General features: G+C 69.0%; 20 protein-coding genes. 12 read left to right on the top strand and 8 right to left on the bottom strand.

Going from position 1 to position 20,704, the window contains the following annotated elements; genetic code table 11:
* Positions 1-365 precede the first annotated feature (365 nt).
* Both AB8735_RS22235 and AB8735_RS22240 read right to left on the bottom strand, forming a co-directional pair.
* A complete protein-coding gene (locus AB8735_RS22235; protein WP_372408905.1) occupies positions 366-1,181 on the bottom strand; it encodes a class I SAM-dependent methyltransferase in 816 nt (271 codons plus the stop codon).
* A 17-nt stretch (positions 1,182-1,198) separates the two neighbouring features.
* Positions 1,199-2,503 carry an XRE family transcriptional regulator gene (locus AB8735_RS22240; RefSeq protein ID WP_372408906.1) on the bottom strand — a complete coding sequence of 435 codons (1,305 nt, stop codon included), beginning with the start codon at positions 2,501-2,503 and terminating at the stop codon, positions 1,199-1,201.
* Between the two features lie 373 nt (positions 2,504-2,876).
* Here AB8735_RS22240 and AB8735_RS22245 point away from each other — a divergent pair, with 373 nt between their 5' ends.
* The 4 genes from AB8735_RS22245 to AB8735_RS22260 all read left to right on the top strand — a co-directional run bounded on the left by AB8735_RS22245 (position 2,877) and on the right by AB8735_RS22260 (position 6,474).
* Positions 2,877-3,389, top strand: a complete 513-nt coding sequence (locus tag AB8735_RS22245) for a hypothetical protein (RefSeq protein WP_372408907.1) — start codon at positions 2,877-2,879, stop codon at positions 3,387-3,389.
* Positions 3,386-3,862 (top strand): NUDIX hydrolase, encoded by a 477-nt coding sequence (locus tag AB8735_RS22250; RefSeq protein ID WP_344025847.1) that lies wholly within the window; start codon positions 3,386-3,388, stop codon positions 3,860-3,862. The genes AB8735_RS22245 and AB8735_RS22250 overlap by 4 nt, the downstream gene beginning before the upstream one ends.
* Positions 3,859-4,827 (top strand): hydroxymethylbilane synthase, encoded by a 969-nt coding sequence (gene hemC, locus AB8735_RS22255; RefSeq protein ID WP_372408908.1) that lies wholly within the window; start codon positions 3,859-3,861, stop codon positions 4,825-4,827. Before AB8735_RS22250 ends, hemC begins: the two co-directional genes overlap by 4 nt.
* Before the next feature lie 306 nt (positions 4,828-5,133).
* Entirely contained in the window at positions 5,134-6,474 is a 1,341-nt protein-coding gene (locus AB8735_RS22260) for an IS110 family transposase (protein ID WP_372406596.1), read from the top strand.
* A gap of 508 nt (positions 6,475-6,982) precedes the next feature.
* Here the strand turns inward: AB8735_RS22260 and AB8735_RS22265 are convergent.
* Positions 6,983-8,242 carry an IS4 family transposase gene (locus AB8735_RS22265; protein ID WP_372405003.1) on the bottom strand — a complete coding sequence of 420 codons (1,260 nt, stop codon included), beginning with the start codon at positions 8,240-8,242 and terminating at the stop codon, positions 6,983-6,985.
* 95 nt (positions 8,243-8,337) lie between these two features.
* Between AB8735_RS22265 and AB8735_RS22270 the strand changes: the two genes are divergently transcribed.
* The 4 genes from AB8735_RS22270 to AB8735_RS22285 all read left to right on the top strand — a co-directional run bounded on the left by AB8735_RS22270 (position 8,338) and on the right by AB8735_RS22285 (position 11,232).
* A complete protein-coding gene (locus AB8735_RS22270) occupies positions 8,338-8,823 on the top strand; it encodes a DUF6879 family protein (protein WP_372411891.1) in 486 nt (161 codons plus the stop codon).
* Between the two features lie 166 nt (positions 8,824-8,989).
* On the top strand, positions 8,990-10,027 hold the full coding sequence (locus AB8735_RS22275) for a methyltransferase (protein ID WP_372408909.1): 1,038 nt from the start codon (positions 8,990-8,992) through the stop codon (positions 10,025-10,027).
* 92 nt (positions 10,028-10,119) lie between these two features.
* A complete protein-coding gene (locus tag AB8735_RS22280) occupies positions 10,120-11,001 on the top strand; it encodes a serine protease (protein WP_372408910.1) in 882 nt (293 codons plus the stop codon).
* Between the two features lie 39 nt (positions 11,002-11,040).
* A complete protein-coding gene (locus AB8735_RS22285) occupies positions 11,041-11,232 on the top strand; it encodes a DUF1059 domain-containing protein (RefSeq protein ID WP_372408911.1) in 192 nt (63 codons plus the stop codon).
* On the opposite strand, the gene AB8735_RS22290 is transcribed toward AB8735_RS22285, so the two are convergent.
* Both AB8735_RS22290 and AB8735_RS22295 read right to left on the bottom strand, forming a co-directional pair.
* A complete protein-coding gene (locus AB8735_RS22290; protein ID WP_372408913.1) occupies positions 11,233-13,620 on the bottom strand; it encodes an HAD-IC family P-type ATPase in 2,388 nt (795 codons plus the stop codon).
* A 117-nt stretch (positions 13,621-13,737) separates the two neighbouring features.
* Positions 13,738-14,022, bottom strand: coding sequence for a DUF2530 domain-containing protein (locus AB8735_RS22295; RefSeq protein WP_344025833.1), 285 nt, complete (start codon positions 14,020-14,022; stop codon positions 13,738-13,740).
* Positions 14,023-14,223: 201 nt separating this feature from the next.
* Between AB8735_RS22295 and AB8735_RS22300 the strand changes: the two genes are divergently transcribed.
* The 3 genes from AB8735_RS22300 (at position 14,224) to AB8735_RS22310 (ending at position 17,768) form a co-directional block, all read left to right on the top strand.
* On the top strand, positions 14,224-15,696 hold the full coding sequence (locus AB8735_RS22300) for an NCS2 family permease (RefSeq protein WP_344025831.1): 1,473 nt from the start codon (positions 14,224-14,226) through the stop codon (positions 15,694-15,696).
* A 202-nt stretch (positions 15,697-15,898) separates the two neighbouring features.
* Positions 15,899-16,372, top strand: a complete 474-nt coding sequence (locus AB8735_RS22305) for a MarR family winged helix-turn-helix transcriptional regulator (protein WP_372408914.1) — start codon at positions 15,899-15,901, stop codon at positions 16,370-16,372.
* A 31-nt stretch (positions 16,373-16,403) separates the two neighbouring features.
* Positions 16,404-17,768, top strand: coding sequence for an MFS transporter (locus tag AB8735_RS22310; protein WP_372408915.1), 1,365 nt, complete (start codon positions 16,404-16,406; stop codon positions 17,766-17,768).
* Positions 17,769-17,807: 39 nt separating this feature from the next.
* Here AB8735_RS22310 and AB8735_RS22315 read toward each other — a convergent pair whose 3' ends face one another.
* Together AB8735_RS22315 and AB8735_RS22320 are read right to left on the bottom strand one after the other, a co-directional pair.
* Positions 17,808-18,143, bottom strand: coding sequence for a hypothetical protein (locus AB8735_RS22315; RefSeq protein ID WP_372408917.1), 336 nt, complete (start codon positions 18,141-18,143; stop codon positions 17,808-17,810).
* 44 nt (positions 18,144-18,187) lie between these two features.
* Positions 18,188-18,781: a GNAT family N-acetyltransferase gene (locus tag AB8735_RS22320; protein ID WP_372408918.1), complete on the bottom strand. Its 594-nt coding sequence runs from the start codon at positions 18,779-18,781 to the stop codon at positions 18,188-18,190.
* An 18-nt stretch (positions 18,782-18,799) separates the two neighbouring features.
* Between AB8735_RS22320 and thpR the strand changes: the two genes are divergently transcribed.
* On the top strand, positions 18,800-19,375 hold the full coding sequence (gene thpR / locus AB8735_RS22325) for an RNA 2',3'-cyclic phosphodiesterase (protein WP_372408920.1): 576 nt from the start codon (positions 18,800-18,802) through the stop codon (positions 19,373-19,375).
* Between the two features lie 140 nt (positions 19,376-19,515).
* On the opposite strand, the gene AB8735_RS22330 is transcribed toward thpR, so the two are convergent.
* On the bottom strand, positions 19,516-20,496 hold the full coding sequence (locus AB8735_RS22330) for an aldo/keto reductase (protein WP_372408921.1): 981 nt from the start codon (positions 20,494-20,496) through the stop codon (positions 19,516-19,518).
* Positions 20,497-20,704: the final 208 nt, after the last annotated feature.

Consider the following 20,704-nt stretch of genomic DNA (forward strand, 5'->3'; position numbering starts at 1 on the left):
TGCGCGTCGAGCGGGGCGGGACTAGGGTAGGCGTCAGCCATCGGGATCGACTCCTGACTTCGATCTCGTCGGTGAGACCCCGGCCTTGGTGTTGGTAGCACCGGTCGGGGTCGTTTGCTGTGGGGCACGTTAGGGCCTGGCGACAGCATGTCGCAAACGAGTCACTCGGCGTGAACTCGCCGTGGTATACGCGTGCTTGGGTGCGCGTCGCGCATCGCTCGCGTGGGGTCGGGTGGGTGGGTTCAGTAACCCACCATTCCTTGTAGGGAGCGCTCGGATCCCGTCGCCCGGATCCCGGAACTCAAGCGCCGGTGTGGAGAACCCCGAAATCCGCCTTCGCTGTCCGGATCTGCACACGGTGATGGTCAACGACGGCATACCAGAAGGCCGCCGAGACAGGTGATCTCGAACCGGCCTTGCTTCTCAATGCGCTGGGAGACGATTTCCTCCGCACGTTGGATCATCGCGTCGAACGGAACACCGCACCGGTCGGCCCATGCCTGATACGACGCCATGTGCGCGATCACCGGGGCCGGGTCGGTTACCGTGATGGTCCCCGGCAGTTCGAGCACGCCCACGGTCCCGAACACGGCTCCGAGTAGCGACGGAGCCTCCTTCAACGAGAACCGCGCGCTCAACGAGATGCGCGAGGGCCCTCGTTCGCGGCCGAGAATGTCTCCGGATGCGCGCTGCCAGAGTTCGTCGAGTTCTGCCTTGTCGCGTTCGCTGTTGGTCGATGCGATGACGGTGCCGCCTTCGGCCAAGGCCCGGCCGAGTTCCGCGACCGCTCTGGGGATGTCTTCGGCGTGGTACAGCATGTGCAGGGCCAGCAGAGCGTTTGCACCGCCATCGGGCAGGGGGAGCCGTGCCACATCGGCTACTGCTACAGGCCCCGGAACTTCGGCGAGGATGCCTTCCGAGATGTCGAGCCCGAGCAGCCGTAGATCCGGCCGGAATTCCCGGAGGCGGCGGATGAACTTGCCGTTCCCGCAACCGACATCGACGACCGTTCCGCGGACCCGCCGAAGCTGTTCCGCCACCAAACCGGGCAGGTCGTGACGCGGAGACTGCCACTGGTACAGGGACTGCCGTGCCAAGAGGTCACGCCCGCTCTTGTAGGCGCGGCCGGCCAGGAGAGACCGGTCGGTGAGGGCTTCGTCGTGCCGTGCGGCGTCAGTCACGTCAGCGGCTCCGGAGGTTATCGGTATGAAGCGGTGGCCGTGGTGATGCTCATGATGTGCTCGCGCAAGTGTGCGACGCATGGTGAGCCACGGTACTGGTCGGCCCCTAGTTCATCGCTGAGACCAGCGAGGCGGCGCAGGATGCTCGCTGAGAGAAGCGAGGGAGGGCTGTCGAGGACGAATGTCAGCATGGTCTCGGCGGCGTCCACGTCTCCTGCGAGTATGTGGCCGCGCACGAGGTCCAGATGGGCGGCCAGGAGATCTCCGGTTGAGCGGTCATCGGTGTCCGAGTCACGGTAGAGGTCAATAGCAGCGGCGGCGCTGTCGATCGCCTGCCTGACGTTGCTGCGGTCGCCCAATGAGAGGTGTGTGGTTCCGGCGTAAGTCAGCTGTTTGGCGTGCGGGAAGCTGAAGATTCCGGGCTTCTCCTCGCTGTTCTGCAAGGCGTTCCGCGCGCGTTCGGCTTTGAGTAGCGCGGCGGTGGCTCCATGTCGGTCTCCGGCCACGCCGAGGGCCCTGGCTTCGAGGCTGGCGAGGCGGGCGCCCATGGTTCCGGTAGCTGGGAAGGACTGGCCGGAACGGGCGAGTTCGGCGGCCTTCCCAGGGTCGCCGTTCCAGAAGGTGATCAGCGATTGCATGCCTCGGACCCAGGCGCGGAGCCCGTGGTGGTCCGCCTCCTCGGCGCAGGCCCATGCCGTACGGGCGTGGGTCATCGCCGAGGAGTAGTCCCCCGAGTCGAGGCATACGTGGGCGGAGAGCCCGCACAGGCGGCCCGCCGTCACGTAGAGGTCCAAGGTCTGCCGTGGCCGCTGTCGGCCCCTCAGTAACTCGAATGCCTCATCGCGGAGTTCGCGAATGTCGATATACAGTTCTGAGAGCGGATGGCTGACGTACTGGCGTGCGAGGGTGAAGACTTCAACATCGAGCTGTTCCACCGCGTAAGCATCCGTGTTCCGATTGGCGACGAAGCGTGAGAATCGCGCCGATGTAGCGGCATCCGCTGCCAGAGCGCGGCGTGATGGCGGGGCTTGGAGGCCCTTCTGCCCGATTGGCTGGGGGATTCGCCGGCCAGCCGCCTTGCACCGCTTCGTCACGCCGGCCGCGCGATCGAGTGCCGACATCTCGATACCGAAGACGACCGCAAGAAAGCTGCGTGTTCGGGACGTTGGAACACGGGACTCTCGCTCGTACCGGCCGACTTCCTTGCCGGTCATGGCTGAACGTCCTTCGGCCTTGTTGTACTCGTCGGCGACACGCTGTTGTGACCAACCAAGGTCATCGCGCAACTGAACGAGCAGTGTGCCGATGCCTGTCTCGGCCATCTGCTGCCCTCCCCGGCCATCTGCTGCTGGCCCCCATCTTGGCCCCCCAACTGGCCCCCGCCCAGGCTCCCGACTCGAACGAGTGATGGGAGTTTGCTGTGACCATGCCGTCAGGACGTACGGTCAGTGACCGAGGAACGCGCTATTTCGCCTTCATGCGAGCCGATCGCATTCGGGAAGGCGACGCGGTGCTCCACGAGGGTGTCTTCCGCACCGTGAGCAAGCCGCCTGTGAGTGAACCAGTTGGGGAAAGAGGTCAGTTGGTCAGCATCGCTCTCGAGAACCGCGAATCCCCGCTGTGCACCCGACCGCCCACCCGCCTTGTCGTCCGCCGCTTCATCGCTCTGCCGACCAGGCGGAGGGAGAGCACACGATGAGTTGCGCCATCTCACCATCACACCGCGCCCTGAACATCACTCCTGGTCTGCTGTGCGCCGTGGTGGTGTCCATGTGGGTCGAGGACACCTTCGCAGGCCCTGCGGCCTTCCTGGTGATCGCCCACCCACCTGCCCGCCACCCGGACGAGACGGTTGAGGGCATCGAACAGCAGATGCTTGACTTGGCCGACGCGCTTGACCTCACGGAACCGTCCGAAACCCTGCGTCATGTGGGCAACCGCGTGATACTGCTGGGCACCTCGGGCACTCTGCTCACCATCGCGGACGCCCCGTATTCACTGCGTCTGCCACCGGTCGGCGCTGAATGGTCGCGGATGGTCAGTGAGGGCACCCCAGTGTGCATTCTGCTGGGACTCGATCCCCTCCCGCCGCACACCGACGAGAAGGCGACGCAGGAGTACCTCGGTCTCGGGCTGCTGTCCGGACGTATCCGCATGGGAGCGACCGGCGCCATGGACCGCCGTGAACCGATGGTGCTGGCGCCATGACGAAGACCCCACCTCCCGGGCATCCGATCACGGCCTCCGTTCTCATTACAGACCCGCAGGACCGTCTACTCATCGTCCACCCGGCGAAGCCCGATGCTCCGTGGGCTCTCCCCGGCGGAGCAGTCGAGTTGGGGGAATCTCCCCTCGACGCGGCCCGGCGGGAAGTCCGCGAGGAACTGGGCCTGGTCCTCGACGTGCAGACGCACGACCTGTTCGCCGTCGAGTGGCTGCAAGCCTCGGGACCCAGCCGACGCGACCGGCTCGCATTCATCTTCGCCGGCCCACAACTGAGCCCCGCCGACCACGACCGCATCACCCTGCAATACGACGAGATCGACGCATGGCGTTGGGAGCCCCCGGCCAGCGCGCTGCGACTCCTGCACCCCCGCATCGCGGCACGCATCGTCGGCCCGCTCCAGTACGCGCGTCCTACTACCTACCTTGAGACCAGGACCCAGGAGAGGACACCATGACCGACTTCCCCGATCGTCCCCTGCGAATCGGCACTCGCAGTTCCCCCATGGCCCTTGCCCAGGTCGAGCAGGTCTCAGCTCTTCTCCGGAGGCGCGAGCCTGACCTGAACATCGAGGTCGTACCCATCACCACCGAGGCGGACAAGTGGCAGGGCGACTTGGCCCAGCTCGGCGGGAAGGGACTGTACGTCAAGGAAATCGATCAGATGCTGCAACGCGGTTCCGTCGACATGGCGGTGCACTGCGTCAAGGACGTGCCAGGAGACCGGCCGCTGCCACCGGGCCTGATCTTCGCCGCGTACCTGCCTCGCGATGACGTCCGCGACGTGCTCCTCTTCCCCGAAGGGTCGGAGCGGAAGACGCTGGACGACCTGCCGCCCGGCGCCGTCGTCGGAACCTCGGCCGTCCGCCGCAAGGCGCAGATCAACCGCGTACGGCCCGACCTCAGCGTCGTACGCGTCCGCGGGGCCGTCGGGTCCCGGATCGAGAAGCTCGACGGGACCCGCAAGATCGACACCAAGCTCGACGCCATGGTGCTGGCGTCCTCGGGCCTCGAACGACTTGGTCTCGCCCGCCGGGGTCGGCAGGTCTTCGGCGTGGACGAGATGCTGCCCGCCGTTGGGGCCGGGACCCTGGGCCTGGAGTGCCGCAAGGACGACGGGCCGGTGGCGGGCCTGCTGTCCGAGCTGAACGATGAGCGGACCATGACCGAGATCACTGCCGAGCGCGTGATGCTGCACGGTCTCCGAGGCCATTGCAACAGCCCCATTGCCGGGCACTGCGTCACCGACCCCGATGGCCAACTATCGCTGCGCGGCATGGTCTTCTCGCGGGACGGCTCCAAATTCGTCCACGCCCACTACTGGGGCGAGAGCAGCAACGACCCCGGGACCCTCGGTACCCGGGTGTGCGCCGAGCTACTGCGACAGGGAGCGCGGGACATCATCGAGGGCATCCCGCACTGACGTTTCCGGGGGCTGTGGGTCATACGTGGACCAGCGGTTCGTGTGGGACCCGTCCATGACCCTGTTCGTTCAGGTCAGTCCCCCTGATCCCTTCGGGTGCGCCTTGCCGGCGTGAAAACATGGCTGCGGCGCCTGCCCGCCGATGCCGGTAGCTCGTTGGGACGTTGAGCCCGTAGGTCAGTCTGGTGCCGGGGCCGCAGAGGGGCCACGCACTGTTGCCATCGAGCACGCCGGTCAGATTCTCGCTCCCCCCGCGGCCCCCTGGGCAGGCGTCGGCCCGTACGGATCGATACCGGGGAGTGGCGCATGGCGGACACCGACGACAGCGGTGGCGTCGAGGAGATCGAGCAGGCCGAGGAGCTCGTGGCCCGTGTCGCGGCGATCGATATCGCCAAGGCGTCGGGCATGGTCTGTGTGCGGGTGCCGCATGAGGACAAGCCCGGCAAGCGCGTGCAGCGGGTCTTCAACACCGTCGCGACCAGCGGCGCGATCCTGGACCTGGCCGACCACCTGATCTGCCAGGGCGTCACCCGGGTGGTGATGGAGGCGACGTCGACCTATTGGAAGCCGTACTTCTTCCTGCTGGAGTCGCGTGGTCTGGAGTGCTGGCTGGTCAACGCCCGTGACGTCAAGAACGTCCCGGGCCGGCCCAAGACCGACCGCCTGGACGCGGTCTGGCTGGCCAAGCTCACCGAACGCGGCATGCTCCGGCCCTCGTTCGTGCCCCCGAAGCCGGTCCGTGAACTGCGCGATCTGACCCGGGCCCGGGCGGTCATGACGCACGAGCGCACCCGCCACAAGCAGCGCACCGAGAAACTCCTCGAGGACGCCCAGATCAAGCTGTCCACCGTGATCGCCGACATCTTCGGCGTCTCCGGACGCGCGATGCTGGAGGCACTGATCGCGGGCGAGCGCAGCCCCAAGGCCCTGGCGGACCTGGCCCACGGCACGATCAAGGCCAGCCACAGCACCCTGGCCGAGGCCCTGACCGGCCGGTTCGAAGAGCACCACGCATTCATGTGCCGGATGCTGCTGGACACCGTCGACCACCTCACCGTGCAGATCGACAAGCTCACCGCCCGGATCACCCTGCGTCTGACCGAACTGTCCACCACCGAGGACGACGAAGGCCCCGGACAGGGCACCCTGATGCCGATCACCGACACCGAGCGCCTCGACGAGATCCCCGGCGTCGGCCCCGGCACCGCGCAGGTCATCCTCGCCGAGATCGGCCTGGACATGTCGGTCTTCCCCACCGCCGGCCATCTCGTGTCCTGGGCGAAACTCTCCCCACGCACCCTGCAGTCCGGAAACAGGAACACCTCCGGCCCCACCGGCAGGGGCAACCCCTGGCTCCGCGGCGCCCTCGGCGAAGCAGCGATCTCCGCCGCACGGACCGACACTTTCCTCGGCGCCCGCTACCGCAGGATCACCAAACACCGTGGCCACATGAAAGCCCTGGTCGCCGTCGCCCGCTCCATCCTGGTGTCCGTCTGGCACCTCATGAACGACCCGACCGCCCGTTACCGAGACCTCGGCGCCGACTTCCACACCCGCAACCTCGACCCGGGCCGCAAAAGCCGAGACCTCGTCCGCCAGCTCAAGGCCCTCGGCCACGACGTCACCCTCACCCCGGCAGCCGCCTGACAACACTCGACGCTCTCAGCACACGCCACCGGGGGCTACTTCGCCATGCCCACCTGACCGCTGAGTTTTCCGGTCAGAGGGAGGACGGGCTCCGCACCCACAGCCCTCTCGAAGGAGTGCCACCCACAGGGCGGCACCACTGATGCCTGGTGGCCGGACGTTGCCCGGTGCCATCTCGGAATCCGTACACCTGCCTGGTGATTGGGAGCGGATCCCATAAACCGAGAGGAGGCCGTCCGTGTTCTTGGACGGTGAGAATTGGAAGGCCAAGTTCCGTGAATTCCGGGTAGAGGCTTGGCGATTGGAGACCTTGCCGGTCTGCAGGGCAATGCCGCGTAGTTAAGAAACGGCGAGGATTTTGATGTCCGGTGGGTCTGGGTGGTGGACTGTGGTTTCGGTGCGCTTCTTTTTCCTGTAGGCGTGGACGTGGATGCGTTTGACGGCTCGTGGGCTGGTGCGGTGGCGCCGGCTGGGGTTGGGCCTCTCCAGAATTTCTGTGAAAGCTGATTCAAGAGCTTTCGCGAGACGGTGAGGGGGAAAAGCCCGCCTGGTCAGTGATCTGACGGCGGATGATGCGCAGTGAGCGGATGAAAGATAGCCGGTCGGGGTCGATATCGGCTTGGTCGGCGGCTTCGCACATCAGGTGCCGGACCGCATAGTGGGTGAGCAGGAGCGCCCAGATCTCCTGCTCGATCATGTCCGGGGATTTTGAACGCAGTACGGCGCCGCGGCCGCGTTGATGGGTTTTGATCTCGTCGAGGCCGGACTCGAATTCCCAGCGTTCCGCGTACGCCGCCGCGAGCTCGGCAGCACTGGCGTCGTCCGGGTCCATGATGGTGGTGATCAGGCAGAAGATTTCTCCTTTGCCTTCACGGTTGGTCACCTCGTACTCGACGACCCGGACCGGGATGCCGGACGGCTCTTCGATGTGTGCTGCCCCTCGGTGACGCTGGACGGCACGCCGGCGGCGTACTTTCGGGTCCAGCAGAAATGACTCGTACGAGCCGTCCTTGAGCGGTCGGACCACCGGCAGATGAGGTCCGTCGGGCATCCGCCACAGAAGATCCGCCCCCGCGGCCGCAGCAGCTTCCCACAGCCGGTAGGCGTAAAATCCCCGGTCAGCAGTGATGAGCATGCCCGGCTCGAAATCCGCCACGAGATCCCGGGCCAGTGTCCCTTCATCCGTACGCCAGGGCCCCAGCCGTGCAGCCACAACGGCATGCGTGCCGCATTCTCCCAGCCCGACAATCTTCACCTGTGGAAACGGGGCAGGATTCTTCTCCCCGCCGGAACGCCCGAACTCCGCGTCATTCGCGGGCGTGTCGGGGAGGTCCAGTACGAAACCGTCAATAGCCATCAGCCGAAAATTCCCCAGCCATGCCCCTTGCGTACCGCGCTGGGCACACGGCAGCGCCACCCGCTCGAACAGCGCTTTCAGCGGCTCAGGCCCCAGACGCCGGCGCGCCTGGGAGACCGCGCTGGACGTGGGAACCGTCCATTCCTTCCGCCATGTCCCCAGGAACCGCAGGCCGTTGACGAGCAGACGGGTCACTTCCTCATACGACTCGCCGAAGAACAGGCACATGGCCATCACGTAATACACAACGACACGTGCAGGCAGCAGACGAGATCTCTTCTCCGTCCGCCCCGTCTCCGCGAGAACCTCATCGACCAGGTCACGGTGCACCAGACGCGTCAGAACCCCGATACCCACCCGGTCAGTCAAACGCTCGCCGGAGATGGCCCCTTCATCTCGAATCCCACCCATGAACGAGAAACATAACCAGATTCGTGGCCACAGCGAAAGAGCAGAACCGCCCCAGGTTGACTGTCCACAACCATCCCCGGCGTGTCGCTGTGAAAATGTGGACACGGAACGCCGAGTTTCTTAACTACGCGGCATTGGTCTGCAGGGTGCCGCAAGAAGAGGAAGAGTTCCGACGGTTCCTCGCGGGCGAACGCCTCGATCCTCATGCCTACTCGAACGAGTACACCGACGACCTCAAGCGGGTTCGCCGCGAGGGAAAGGCGAAGGGCCGCGTGCACATCGTCACCCGCCCGCTCTCGGACTACCTCCGGTACGAGTTCATGTGCTACGAGCCCCACGCCTGGGCCGGTGACGACATCCGCATCATGGACGTGACCGGTAGGGACAACCCACTGGCCGGTGTTCAGGACTTCTGGATGTTCGACCGTTCGGAAGTGGTGCTGATGCATTACGAGTCGGACGGCACGCAGATCAACCGGGAAGTGTACGAGGGGAATCCGGAGCCGTTCAGGGAGTACCAGCGGATCGCGCTCGCGGAGTCGGTGCCCTTCGAGGAGTACGTGAAGGGCCTCGGGGCCTGAGTCGCTCGTCGCCGCACACCGGGCTTCCATTAGCCCGTCCCAGCGGGTTGGATGGAGAAGAAGCGATCATGGACGGCTTCACCCGGCCGTCCGCGCCCGCTTCGCGCTGCGCACAACTCCGCAACCGACGGCGTACAACACGCCTCTACGCGACAGGAGCGATGCCATGACCACCACCCCCGGCGGCACCGACACCTCGTCCGATCCCCGCACCCATCCCGCGCTCTACGACCTGATCTTCGGTCATGTCTACGCCTCCGCGACGGGCGCCGTCGTGGATCACGGCATACCGGACCTGCTGGCCGACGGGCCGCTCACCGCCGATGAGTTGGCCGCCCGCTCCGGGACCCAGGCCGGGCCGCTGCGGCGGGTGATGCGGCTGCTCGCCGAGCGCGGGCTGTTCCGGGAGGGCGAGGGCGGGGCCTTCGCCCTGACCGGGCAGGGGGAGCTGCTGCGTTCGGACGTGCCGGGATCCCAGCGGGCGGCCGTGCTCTGGGCCACGCACGAGATGTTCCGTCGCTCGGCCGAGGGGCTGGGCGACACCCTGCGCACGGGACGGCCGGGCTTCGACGCGGCGTTCGGCACGCCGTTCTTCGAGTATCTGGCCGCCGCTCCGGAGAAGGCCCGCGTATTCGACGACGCCATCACCTCGGCGACGTCGGACGGGGTCAACGAAGAGGTGGTCCGCAGCTACCCGTTCCCCGGGACCGGCACCGTCGTCGACGTGGCCGGAGGGCAGGGCGGCCTGCTGCGCGAGGCCCTCGCCCGGCACCCGGGTCTCACGGGTGTCCTCTTCGACCGGCCCGGAACGGTCACCGACCATCTGCTCGACGGGGAAGAGCTGAAGGGCCGTTGGCGGACCGAGGGCGGGGACGTCTTCACGTCCGTACCCGAGGGCGGGGACCTCTACCTGCTGAAGAACATCCTCCACAACTGGTCCGACGAGGACTGCCTGCGCATCCTCGGCAGCATCCGCCGGGCCATGACGCCCGGCAGCCGCCTGCTGGTGATCGACGTCGTGCTGCCCGGCGACGGCTCCCCGCATCCGGCGGTCGGGCTGGACACCGTGATGCTCATGCTGATGGAGGGGCGGGAGCGTACGGCCGCCGAGTTCGAGGACCTGCTCACCCGCTCCGGGTTCCGGCTCAACCGCGTCGTACCGACCGCGGCGTTGCCCTCGGTCGTCGAGGCGGAAGCGGTCTGACGCGGCCGGCGTCGGGCGGGAGTTGCAACCACTCGGCTCCCGCCCACGTCCCCAGCCGCAGAACACCCCTTCGACCCCGGAGCCCGCCCGCCATGCGCCTGCGCACCACCACCCTCCTCCTCGTCACCGCGATACCCCTCGCCGTCGTCCCGACGGCCGCTCTCGCGCAGGGCAAGGCCAAGGCCCCGGCGACCGCCGCCGTCACCTACACCGCCAAGGAGCGCAAGCAGGCCCTCGCCTACTGGACCCCCGAGCGCATGCGGAAGACCGACCTCTCGGTCGACCTCGGCCGTACCGGGCCGAAGTCCGCGCCCTGGAAGGGCGTGAAGATGAAGACCGTCGGCAAGCTCTACTTCGTCAACGCCAATGGCTCCGACACCTGGTGCACCGCCGCCGCCGTCCGCAGCGGCAACCGCTCCACGGTCATGGCCGCCGGCCACTGCGTGCGGCGCGCCGCATCCCCGGTCAACACCTACACCGACCTCGTCTTCGTCCCGGGCTACGACAGGAAGAGCCAGCGGCCGTACGGCGTCTTCCCGGTCCGCGCGACCGTCACCCCGGACTCGTGGGCGAAGGAGGGGCGGACGGACATCGCCGCCCTCACCGTCGACGCCGTCAAGGGCAGGAAGCTCGTCGACACCGTCGGCGGGCAGAACGTCGCCTTCGGGCGGAAGCCGGGCGGGAAGGTCACCGCGTTCGGCTACCCGGCGACGCGGCCGCAGCGCGGGCAGGCGCTCCTGACCTGCACGGGTACGGCGAAGGCCGCTCCCGGTGACGAGCAGAGCGTGCCGTGCGACATGACGGGTGGGGCGAGCGGCGGGCCCTGGCTGGCGGACTTCAACGCCAAGACCGGCATCGGGACGCTGGTCTCCGTGAACAGCCACGGCGACGCGCTGGAGCACAGCACGACGATGTCGGGGCCGAACCTCGGCGCCGCCGCCCGTTCAGTCTTCGACCAGGCACAGAAGCGCTGAGAACTACGCTGGAAGTGAAGTGGCGAGAGGAGGTCCGCGATGACCAGGAAAGTCGCCGACTGCCGCCGGTTCCCCAGTGAGTCGCACTGCACGCTGACGATCTCGGGCGAGGAGGAGGAAGTCCTCAAGGCCGCGACCGAGCACGCCGTCTCGGTGCATCAGCACAAGGACTCCCCGGAGCTGCGGGAGCAGCTCCGCAACTTCCTGGAGGACGAGAAGAGCACGGCCTAGCTAGGCGGGGAATCGGCGGCCCACCCACCGCCATACGACTTCCAGGACGGCCGCCGCCACGGCCGCGATCCCGACGGCGGTCCAGGGCAGCGTCGTCCCCACGAGCTTCAGCGCGAAGAACCGCTGGAGCCAGGGCACGGCCAGGACGATCAGGAAGCCCAGGCCCATCGCGGCGACCAGCAGCACCCGCCACCACGTGTAGGGCCGGGCGATGATCGCCAGCACCCAGAGCGAGATCAGGAACAGGGTCAGCGTCGCCGCGCTGGTCTGGGCGCCCAGGGCGTCGCCGCCCGAGTAGTACGACCGTGCCAGCAGGTACGTGGCGAAGGTGGCGGCCCCCGCGATCAGCCCGGCCGGGACGGCGTAGCGCATGACGCGGCGGACGAAGTGCGGCTTGGCGCGCTCCTTGTTGGGCGCCAGGGCCAGGAAGAAGGCGGGCACGCCGATCGTCAGGGTGGAGAGCAGCGTGAGGTGGCGGGGGAGGAAGGGGTAGGGGACGCGGGTGCAGACGACGAGGATCGCCAGCAGGACCGAGTAGACGGTCTTGGTGAGGAAGAGGGTCGCGACGCGGGTGATGTTGCCGATGACCCGGCGTCCCTCGGCGACCACGGACGGCAGCGACGCGAAGCTGTTGTTCAGCAGCACGATCTGGGCGACGGCCCGCGTCGCCTCCGATCCGGAGCCCATCGCGACGCCGATGTCGGCGTCCTTGAGCGCCAGGACGTCGTTGACGCCGTCGCCGGTCATCGCCACGGTGTGGCCGCGCGACTGGAGCGCGCCGACCATGTCCCGCTTCTGCTGCGGGGAGACGCGGCCGAAGACCGATCCCCGGTCCAGGGCCTCCGCCATCTCCTCGCGCACGGCGGGCAGGTGCCGGGCGTCCACGGGGGAACCGGCGCGCGGCAGGCCCAGTTTGGCGGCGACCGCGCCGACCGAGACGGCGTTGTCGCCGGAGATCACCTTGGCGGCGACCTCCTGTTCGGCGAAGTAGCGCAGGGTGTCGCCCGCGTCGGGGCGCAGCCGCTGTTCGAGGACGACGAGCGCGGTGGGGTGGACGTCCCGGGCGACGTCGGGGTCGTCGAGGCCGCGCCGGGCGCGGGCGAGCAGCAGGACGCGCATGCCCTGGGCGTTGAGCTCCTCGATCTCGGCGAGCGCCCGGTCGTCCTCGGGGAGGAGGACGTCGGGGGCGCCGAGCAGCCAGTTGCCGCTCTCGCCGTCCGGGCCGGAGAGGGCGGCGCCGCTGTACTTGCGGGCGGAGGAGAAGGGCAGGGACTCGGTGCAGCGCCAGCCCCGGCCGTCCGGGTAGGCGTCGATGATCGCCTGGAGGCTGGCGTTGGGGCGCGGGTCGGAGTCGCCGAGGGCGCCGAGGACCTCGCGTACGTATGTCTCCTCGGCCTCGGCGAGCAGCCGCAGCTCGCTGACGTCCATGCCGCCCTCGGTGAGGGTGCCGGTCTTGTCGAGGCAGACGACGTCGACGCGGGCCAGCCCCTCGATGGCGGGCAACTCCTGCACCAGGCACTGCTTGTTGCCCAGCCGGATGACGCCGATGGCGAAGGCGACGGAGGTCAGCAGCACCAGGCCCTCGGGGACCATGGGCACGATCCCGGCGACCATCCGGCGCACGGCCTCCCGCCAGTCGTGGTCCTGCACCACGAGCTGGCTGACGACCAGGCCGATCGCGGCGGGGACCATCATCCACGTCACGTACTTGAGGATCAGGCTGATGCCGGTGCGCAGTTCGGAGTGGACGAGGGTGAAGCGGCTGGCCTCTTCGGCGAGTTGGGCCGCGTACGCCTCGCGGCCGACCTTGGTGGCGGTGAACGCGCCGCCGCCGGCGACGACGAACGACCCGGACATGACCTTGTCGCCGGGCTTCTTGACCACCGGGTCGGCCTCGCCGGTGAGCAGTGACTCGTCGATCTCCAGCCCGTCGGATTCCAGGACCTCGCCGTCGACGACGCACTTGTCGCCGGGGCCGAGCTCGATGAGGTCGCCGAGGACGATCTCGCCGGTGTGCACGGGCACCGGGCGGCCGTCGCGGCGGACGACGGGCTTGGCCTCGCCGATGACGGCGAGCGAGTCGAGGGTCTTCTTGGCGCGCAGCTCCTGGAAGATGCCGATCGCGGTGTTGGCGACGATGACGAAGCCGAAGAGGCCGTCCTGGAGCGGGCCGACGACCAGGATGATCAGGAAGAGGACGCCGATGATGGCGTTGAACCGGGTGAGGACGTTGGCCCGGACGATCTCCGCGGTGGAGCGCGAGGAGCGGACGGGGACGTCGTTGACCTCGCCGCGGGTGACGCGCTCGGCGACCTCCGCGGCGGTCAGGCCGGAATGTGCGGGGGACGCGGTACTGCCGCGGGACGCGGCCTCCGCCGGATCGCTCATGCCTCCGACGGTACGGGCGTCCGGCCCGCTTCACCTTCCGGGGGTGTTCGGAAGGGGATGCTTTCGGCCTGTTCGCGCGGCTGCCCGGTCCGCTATTCGGCCTGCTGCCCGGCCTGGCTACTCGGCCTGCTGCTCGGCCTGCCGCTCGGCCGCGCGGGCCGCCTCGTGCCGCTTGATCGCCGCGTCCCGCCGGCGGACGTACCAGACGCCGATCAGGCCGAGGCCGCCACCGGCCAGGCAGGTCCACAGCCACCACAGGTGGCCGCCGTCGGAGAGCCGGCCGTAGAACGGCAGCTGGATCACGAAGAGGACGAACCAGATGATCGTGCCGCCGGTGATGGTGGCGACCACGTTGCCTTCGAGGGGCTCCGGCGCCTCGTGTCTGGGGGTCCACTTCGTCATGACGCCAGCCTAGTCCGTCCGGTCCGGCCGATCATGGCCGATCCCCGGCCTCATAAGGGTCTACGCGCGGAGATAGCAATTCGGGGCTTGTTTATTCATACTGAATCGAACCGGATCCGACAGGGTTTGCTTGTTTGATCCTCTAAAAACGACCAGGCGGGATCGCCGCCCCTGGCTTCCCACGACTTCTGAGGTCCCCGTATGTCCTCCTCGGCCACCGCGTCGGTCGATGCCCAGCAGCCGTCCCCGCCCCCGACGCCGTCCGGCAATCTGCTCGACCGCTGGTTCCGTATCTCCGAGCGGGGCTCGTCCGTAGCCCGGGAGATGCGGGGCGGGCTGGCGACGTTCTTTGCGATGGCGTACATCATCGTGCTGAACCCGATCATCCTCGGGGCCGGCTTCGACAAGTACGGCCACAAGCTGGACAACGCCCAACTGGTCACGGCCACCGCCCTGATGGCCGGTCTCAGCACCGTCCTCATGGGCGCCATCGGCAACGTCCCCATCGCCTGTGCCGCCGGCCTCGGCATCAACGCCGTCGTCTCCCTCCAACTGGCCCCCAAGATGAGCTGGCCCGACGCCATGGGCATGGTCGTCCTGGCCGGCCTGGTGCTGATGCTCCTCGTTGCCTCCGGTCTGCGGCAGCGCGTCATGGACGCGATCCCGAACGGGCTGCGGCGGGCCATCGCGATCGGCATCGGCATGTTCATCTCGCTGATCGGCCTGGTGGACTCCGGCTTCGTCACCCGCAACCCGGACGCGGCCCACACCACCGTCCCCATGGGCCTCGGCCAGGGCGGACAGCTGCACGGCTGGCCGGTCCTGATCTTCGCGGCGGGTCTGATCCTGACCTTCATCCTGATCGTCCGCCGGTCCCCGGGCGCGATCCTCATCGGCATCGTCGTGATGACCTTCCTGGCGATCGTCGTCAACGAGCTGGCGGTCATCCCCGACGCCGACTGGGGCCTGAGCGTGCCCCGCATCCCGGACAGCGTCGTCGGCGCCCCCGACTTCGGACTGGTCGGCGACATCAGCCTGTTCGGCGGCTTCCACGAGGTCGGCATCCTCACCGGCTGCCTGTTCGTCTTCACCGTCCTGCTCTCCGGCTTCTTCGACGCGATGGGCACGATCATCGGCGTCGGCGAGGAGGCCGGGCTGACCGACGAGAACGGCCAGCTGCCCAACATGGGCAAGGTCCTGATGATGGACGGCGTCGCCGTCGCCGCCGGCGGTCTCGGCTCCGCCTCCGCCAACACCTGCTTCGTCGAATCGACGGCCGGTGTCGGCGAGGGCGCCCGCACGGGCCTCGCCAACCTGATGACCGGCGGTCTCTTCCTCCTGGCCCTGATCTTCACCCCGCTCGCGACGGTCGTCCCCTCGCAGGCGGCGACCCCGGCCCTCCTCGTCGTCGGCTTCCTGATCATGGCGTCCAACGTCAAGGAGATCGACTGGAGCGACTTCACGATCGCGATCCCCGCGTTCCTGACGATCGTCTCGATGCCGTTCACCTACTCGATCACCAACGGCATCGGCATCGGCGTCCTCGCCTTCATCCTGCTGCGCCTCGCCGACCGCCGCTTCCGCGAGATCCCTTGGCTGCTCAACGTGGTCGGGGCGTGCTTCCTCGTGTACTTCATGCTGGACCCGATCGAGCGGGCGCTCGGGGTCAAATAGCTCAGGGTCAAATAGCCCGGGGGCGAGTGGCCCGGGGGTGAATAGCCCGGAGTCGAGCAGCGGCGCGCGGAGCTCGCCCGCACGGGGCGGGGCGGTCCATCGAGGACCGTCCCGCCCCGTTTTCCGTCCGCCGCCCCCTTGCTTCCACGCGCCCCGCCATGCGCACTTTCATTAGGTGAAGTAATGAGTTAGGCTAAGCAACATGTCGGACCTGTCCCGCACCTCTTCCGCAGAGGTCCCCGATACCGAAGAGACGGCCGTGGACGAGGCAGCGGTCAACGCGCTGCGCTCGGGCGTCATGAGGCTCTCGCGACGGCTCAAGCACCAGCGGGTGGACGAGTCGCTCAGCCCGGCCGAGATGTCCGTGCTGGGCACGCTCGCCCGCTGCGGCTCGGCCACACCCGGCGAGCTGGCGCGCAAGGAGCACGTCCAGCCGCCGTCGATGACCCGGATCGTGGCGCTGCTGGAGAGCAAGGGCCTGGTCAGGCTGGAGCCGCACCCCGAGGACCGCCGCCAGAAGGTGGTCACGCAGACCGAGCAGGCCGAGGCCATGCTCGAGGAGAGCCGGCGCAAGAGGAACGCCTGGCTGGCCGAGCTGGCCGGCCGGCTGGACGACGACGAGTGGGCGACGCTCCGCGCCGCCGCGCCCGTCCTGGAGAAGCTCGCGCAGTTGTAACACGCGCGCAGGGCAAAGGAGGCGAACCCGCTTGAGTACGGGACCCGGAGCAGACTCCGCACCCGCACCGAAACCCCAAGACGACATAAGCACCACCCCCCTGCCGCACAAGGGGGGCATGTTCAGCTCGCTCAGGATCCGCAACTACCGGCTCTTCGCGATAGGCCAGGTGGTGTCCAACACCGGCACCTGGATGCAGCGCATAGCCCAGGACTGGCTGGTCCTCGGACTCACCGGATCCTCCGCCGCGGTGGGCATCACCACCGCCCTGCAGTTCCTGCCGATCCTGCTCTTCGGGCTGTACGGCGGCGTCCTCGCCGACCGGTGCCCCAAGCGGCTGCTGATCCTCGGCACTCAGACGGCGAGCGGCCTCACCGGCCTCGCGCTCGCCGCGCTCACCCTCTCCGGCCACGTCCAGGTCTGGCACGTCTACCTCACGGCCTTCGCCCTCGGCCTCGTCACCGTCGTCGACAACCCCGCCCGGCAGGCGTTCGTCCACGAGATGGTCGGCCCCGCCGACCTGCGCAACGCCGTCAGCCTCAACTCGGCCAACTTCCAGTCCGCACGGCTGGTCGGCCCGGCCGTCGCCGGTGTGCTGATCACTGCCGTCGGCAGCGGCGCCGCGTTCCTCTTCAACGGGCTGTCCTATCTGGCGCCCATCGCGGGCCTGTTGATGATGCGCCCCGGCGAGCTGCACAGGGCCGGGACCGCCCCGCGCGGCAAGGGCCAGCTGCGGGAGGGGCTGCGGCACGTCCGCGAACGGCCCGACCTCATCTGGCCGATCGCCCTCATCGGCTGCATCGGCACCATGGGCTTCAACTTCCCCATCTGGCTCACGGCGTTCGCCGATGACGTCTACCACGCGGGGGCCGGCACCTACGGCCTCTTCAACACCCTGATGGCGGCCGGTTCGCTGGCCGGAGCCCTGCTCGCCGCCCGGCGCGGCGGCTCGCGCCGCCGGGTGCTGATCGGCGCCGCGGCCGCCTTCGGCCTGCTGGAGATCACCGCCGCGCTCTCCCCGTCGTTCTGGCTCTTCGCCCTGCTGCTCGTGCCGATCGGCATGTTCGGGCTGACGACCAACGTCACCGCCAACTCCACGGTGCAGATGGCGGTCGACCCCGCCATGCGCGGCCGTGTGCTCAGCCTCTACATGATGGTCTTCGTCGGCGGCACCCCGCTCGGCGCGCCCGTCGTCGGCTGGGTCACCGACACCTACGGCCCCCGGGTGGGCTTCGCCGCGGGCGGCGTCGGCTCCCTCCTCTCCGCCGTGGCCATCGGCTTCGCGCTGGCCCGCGCCGTCGGCGTACGGCTCCGGGTGGACCTGCGGCGCGGCCGCCGGCACCTGGAGTTCGTCCCGCGCGAGCGGAAGCCGGAGCCGGAGGCCGTGCCGGCCTAGGAGCGGGTACGGGTGAACGGCCGCACGGCGAGCGGCCGTTCACTCCGGCAGCGGCCGGCCGTTGATCCTGAACCCGGACGGCAGCGGGCCCGGGCCCGGCGTGGCCCGGGAGATGTTGACGGTGAACTCCTGGGTCCCGCCGTCCGGGGGGACGGTGCTGCGCTCGAACACGAAGTACCCGGTGACGACGTCCCCCCGGCGCATGAAGACCAGCCCGTGCCTGTTCTCCACGTACTGGTCCGGGCGGACCCGGAAGGAGATCTCGGGATTGACGAGGGCCGTGGCCCCGGTGTTCCGGATCGTGATCCGCACGGTGCCGTACCACCTGCCCGGCTTGATCCACTCGGCCGTCGCGCCGTGCTCGTGCTCGCCCATACCCGCCCCTCGTGCCGTCGGCTGCCGCTGGAACGAGCGAAAAGCTAGGCAGGGCCGTGCGCCGGGTCAATCGCGGAATCCGGCCGGGAATTCGGCCGGGAATCCGGCAGGTCCGATACGCGCCGCTGGTCCGATACGCGCCGCTCCAGCAGCTGCCCCGGCCATGCGCCGACCGTGAACGGGCGTACGGGCGTGAACCCCTGGCTCTCGTAGTACGCCACCAGCTCCCCGCCGCCGCCCGCGTAGCAGTCCACCCGGAGCAGGTCCACGCCCAGCCGCCTGGTCTCCTCGACGGCGTGCGCCAGCAGCGCCGCGCCTATGCCGGAGCCCTTGAGGCGGCGGTCGGTCACGAACAGCAGGATGTACACCTCCGGTTCGTCGGCGGGCTCGATGTAGTCGGTGGGGCGCCGGGCGAGGGTCAGGGTGCCGGCGGGCACCCCGTCGTACTCGGCGATCCACGGCTCGCCGTCGGCGAGCGTCCTCCTGATCTTCTCCACCGTCGTGGGCCGCGACGACCAGGGCTCGGATCCCCACTGCTCCTCCCGCCCCCGGCCCACCAGCCACTCGACGGCGCCGTCGAACATCGCGACGACCGCGGGGAGGTCCTCCGCCCCGCCCTTCCTGATGTTGATCTCCATCCGCGCGACACTAGCCCCGTGCGCCTCTTCGTCGCTGTGATCCCGCCCTCGTCCGCCCTCGCCGAACTCGCGGACGCCGCGGCCGACTTGCACGGCCTGCCGGACGCCGGGCGGCTGCGTTGGTCCGCCCCCGACACCTGGCACTTCACCCTCGCCTTCCTCGGCGAGGTCGGCGAGGACCTGCTCCCGGAGCTGACCGAGCGGCTGGGCCGTGCCGCGCACCGGCACCCCGCCCACGAACTGCGGCTGGCCGGGGGCGGCCGGTTCGGCGACCGGGTGCTGTGGGCCGGGGCCGAGGGCGACGTCGGCACCCTCGGCGCCCTGGCCCGCTCCGCCGCCGCGGGCGCCCGGCGGACGGGAATCGACGTGGACGAGAGCCGCCCCTTCCACGCCCACCTCACGCTCGCCCGGGCCACCGGCCGGGTCTCCCTGCGGCCGTACGCGGAGGCCCTGGCGGACTTCCGGGGCACCCCGTTCCCCGTCGGACGGCTCGAACTCGTCTGCAGCCGGCTCCCCGGCTCCGGCACACCGGGCGAGCGCCCCCGGTACGAGACGGTGCGGGCCTGGGAGCTGGGGAGGCCCGACAGGACCTAGGTTCCCGGGCGACACCGCCGCCCGGTTACCCTTCGGGAGTGGATCCCAAGACCAGGAACCGGATCATGACCGGTGCGCTCGCCCTGATGCTCGTCGTCGTCGCCGTGGTGGCCGCGGTGAAGTGACCCCGCCGGCCCCCGTCACCAGGCGAACGCCTCCGGCGCGGGGCCCGGCCCCGGGAAGATCTCCTCCAGCGAGGCCAGCAGCTCCTCCGGAAGCTTCAGCTCCACCGCCCGCAGCGCGGACTCGAGCTGCCCGGCCGTGCGCGGCCCGATGATCGGTCCCGTGATCCCCGGCTGCGCGAGCAGCCAGGCGAGGGCGACTTCGCCGGGGGCCAGTCCGTACTTGTCCACGACGTCCTCGTACGCCTGGACCCGGTCGCGCACCGCGGAGTTCGCCAGCGCGTCCGCGGACCGGCCCGTCTCCTGCGCCCGGCGGATCACCCCGCCCAGCAGCCCGCCGCCCAGCGGTCCCCAGGGGATCACCCCCAGCCCGTACGCCCGCGCCGCCGGGATGACCTCCATCTCGGCCCGCCGCTCGGCCAGGTTGTACAGGCACTGCTCGCTCACCAGCCCGTACGTGCCGAGCCGCCGCGCGGTCTCGTTGGCCTGCGCGATGTGCCAGCCGGCGTGGTTGGACGAGCCCACGTAGAGGATCTTGCCCTGCTGGACCAGGACGTCCATGGCCTGCCAGATCTCCTCCCACGGGGTGGCCCGGTCCACGTGGTGGAACTGATAGACGTCGATGTGGTCCGTCCGCAGCCGCTGGAGGCTCTCGTCCACGGAGCGGCGGATGTTGAGCGCGGACAGCCGCGAGCGGTTCGGCCACTGGGCCTCCGCTCCGGGGGTCGCCGTCGCCCCGAACACCTTGGTGGCCAGCACCACCTTGTCCCGTCGGCCGCCGCCCTTGGCGAACCAGTTCCCGATGATCTTCTCGGTGCGGCCGCGGTCCTCGGCCTCGCCGTAGACGTTCGCGGTGTCGAAGAGGTTGACGCCGGCGTCGAGCGCGGCATCCATGATCGCGTGACTGTCGTTCTCGTCGGTCCGCGGCCCGAAGTTCATCGTCCCGAGAACGATCCGGCCGACACTGAGTCCCGTACGCCCGAGCTGCGTGTACTCCATGCCGCCAGCCAACTCCCCGGAGCGGCCCGGAATCAAGGGTGACTCTTTCGAGGGCGCGGCGGGGACGGGGAATTGCCCCTCCCCGGAGGCGATTTCTCGCCGGCTTCGTACGGGGGATGACGAAGCCGGCGAGAGCTCGTGTATTCATCATCGGCTGTTCCGGCGTGCACCGGATCGGTCTTCGGAGGGGGGCCGGTTTCGGCACAAA

This window comes from Streptomyces luteireticuli (assembly GCF_041519305.1).
GTDB lineage: Bacteria > Actinomycetota > Actinomycetes > Streptomycetales > Streptomycetaceae > Streptomyces > Streptomyces luteireticuli.

Coding starts and splice junctions, on each gene's coding strand:
- AB8735_RS22240 (WP_372408906.1), bottom strand. CDS start 2,503: ATGGCCGAGACAGGCATCGGCACACTGCTCGTTCAGTTGCGCGATGAC.
- AB8735_RS22245 (WP_372408907.1), top strand. CDS start 2,877: ATGAGTTGCGCCATCTCACCATCACACCGCGCCCTGAACATCACTCCT.
- AB8735_RS22250 (WP_344025847.1), top strand. CDS start 3,386: ATGACGAAGACCCCACCTCCCGGGCATCCGATCACGGCCTCCGTTCTC.
- hemC (WP_372408908.1), top strand. CDS start 3,859: ATGACCGACTTCCCCGATCGTCCCCTGCGAATCGGCACTCGCAGTTCC.
- AB8735_RS22260 (WP_372406596.1), top strand. CDS start 5,134: ATGGCGGACACCGACGACAGCGGTGGCGTCGAGGAGATCGAGCAGGCC.
- AB8735_RS22265 (WP_372405003.1), bottom strand. CDS start 8,242: ATGGGTGGGATTCGAGATGAAGGGGCCATCTCCGGCGAGCGTTTGACT.
- AB8735_RS22270 (WP_372411891.1), top strand. CDS start 8,338: ATGTGGACACGGAACGCCGAGTTTCTTAACTACGCGGCATTGGTCTGC.
- AB8735_RS22275 (WP_372408909.1), top strand. CDS start 8,990: ATGACCACCACCCCCGGCGGCACCGACACCTCGTCCGATCCCCGCACC.
- AB8735_RS22280 (WP_372408910.1), top strand. CDS start 10,120: ATGCGCCTGCGCACCACCACCCTCCTCCTCGTCACCGCGATACCCCTC.
- AB8735_RS22285 (WP_372408911.1), top strand. CDS start 11,041: ATGACCAGGAAAGTCGCCGACTGCCGCCGGTTCCCCAGTGAGTCGCAC.
- AB8735_RS22290 (WP_372408913.1), bottom strand. CDS start 13,620: ATGAGCGATCCGGCGGAGGCCGCGTCCCGCGGCAGTACCGCGTCCCCC.
- AB8735_RS22295 (WP_344025833.1), bottom strand. CDS start 14,022: ATGACGAAGTGGACCCCCAGACACGAGGCGCCGGAGCCCCTCGAAGGC.
- AB8735_RS22300 (WP_344025831.1), top strand. CDS start 14,224: ATGTCCTCCTCGGCCACCGCGTCGGTCGATGCCCAGCAGCCGTCCCCG.
- AB8735_RS22305 (WP_372408914.1), top strand. CDS start 15,899: ATGTCGGACCTGTCCCGCACCTCTTCCGCAGAGGTCCCCGATACCGAA.
- AB8735_RS22315 (WP_372408917.1), bottom strand. CDS start 18,143: ATGGGCGAGCACGAGCACGGCGCGACGGCCGAGTGGATCAAGCCGGGC.
- AB8735_RS22320 (WP_372408918.1), bottom strand. CDS start 18,781: ATGGAGATCAACATCAGGAAGGGCGGGGCGGAGGACCTCCCCGCGGTC.
- AB8735_RS22330 (WP_372408921.1), bottom strand. CDS start 20,496: ATGGAGTACACGCAGCTCGGGCGTACGGGACTCAGTGTCGGCCGGATC.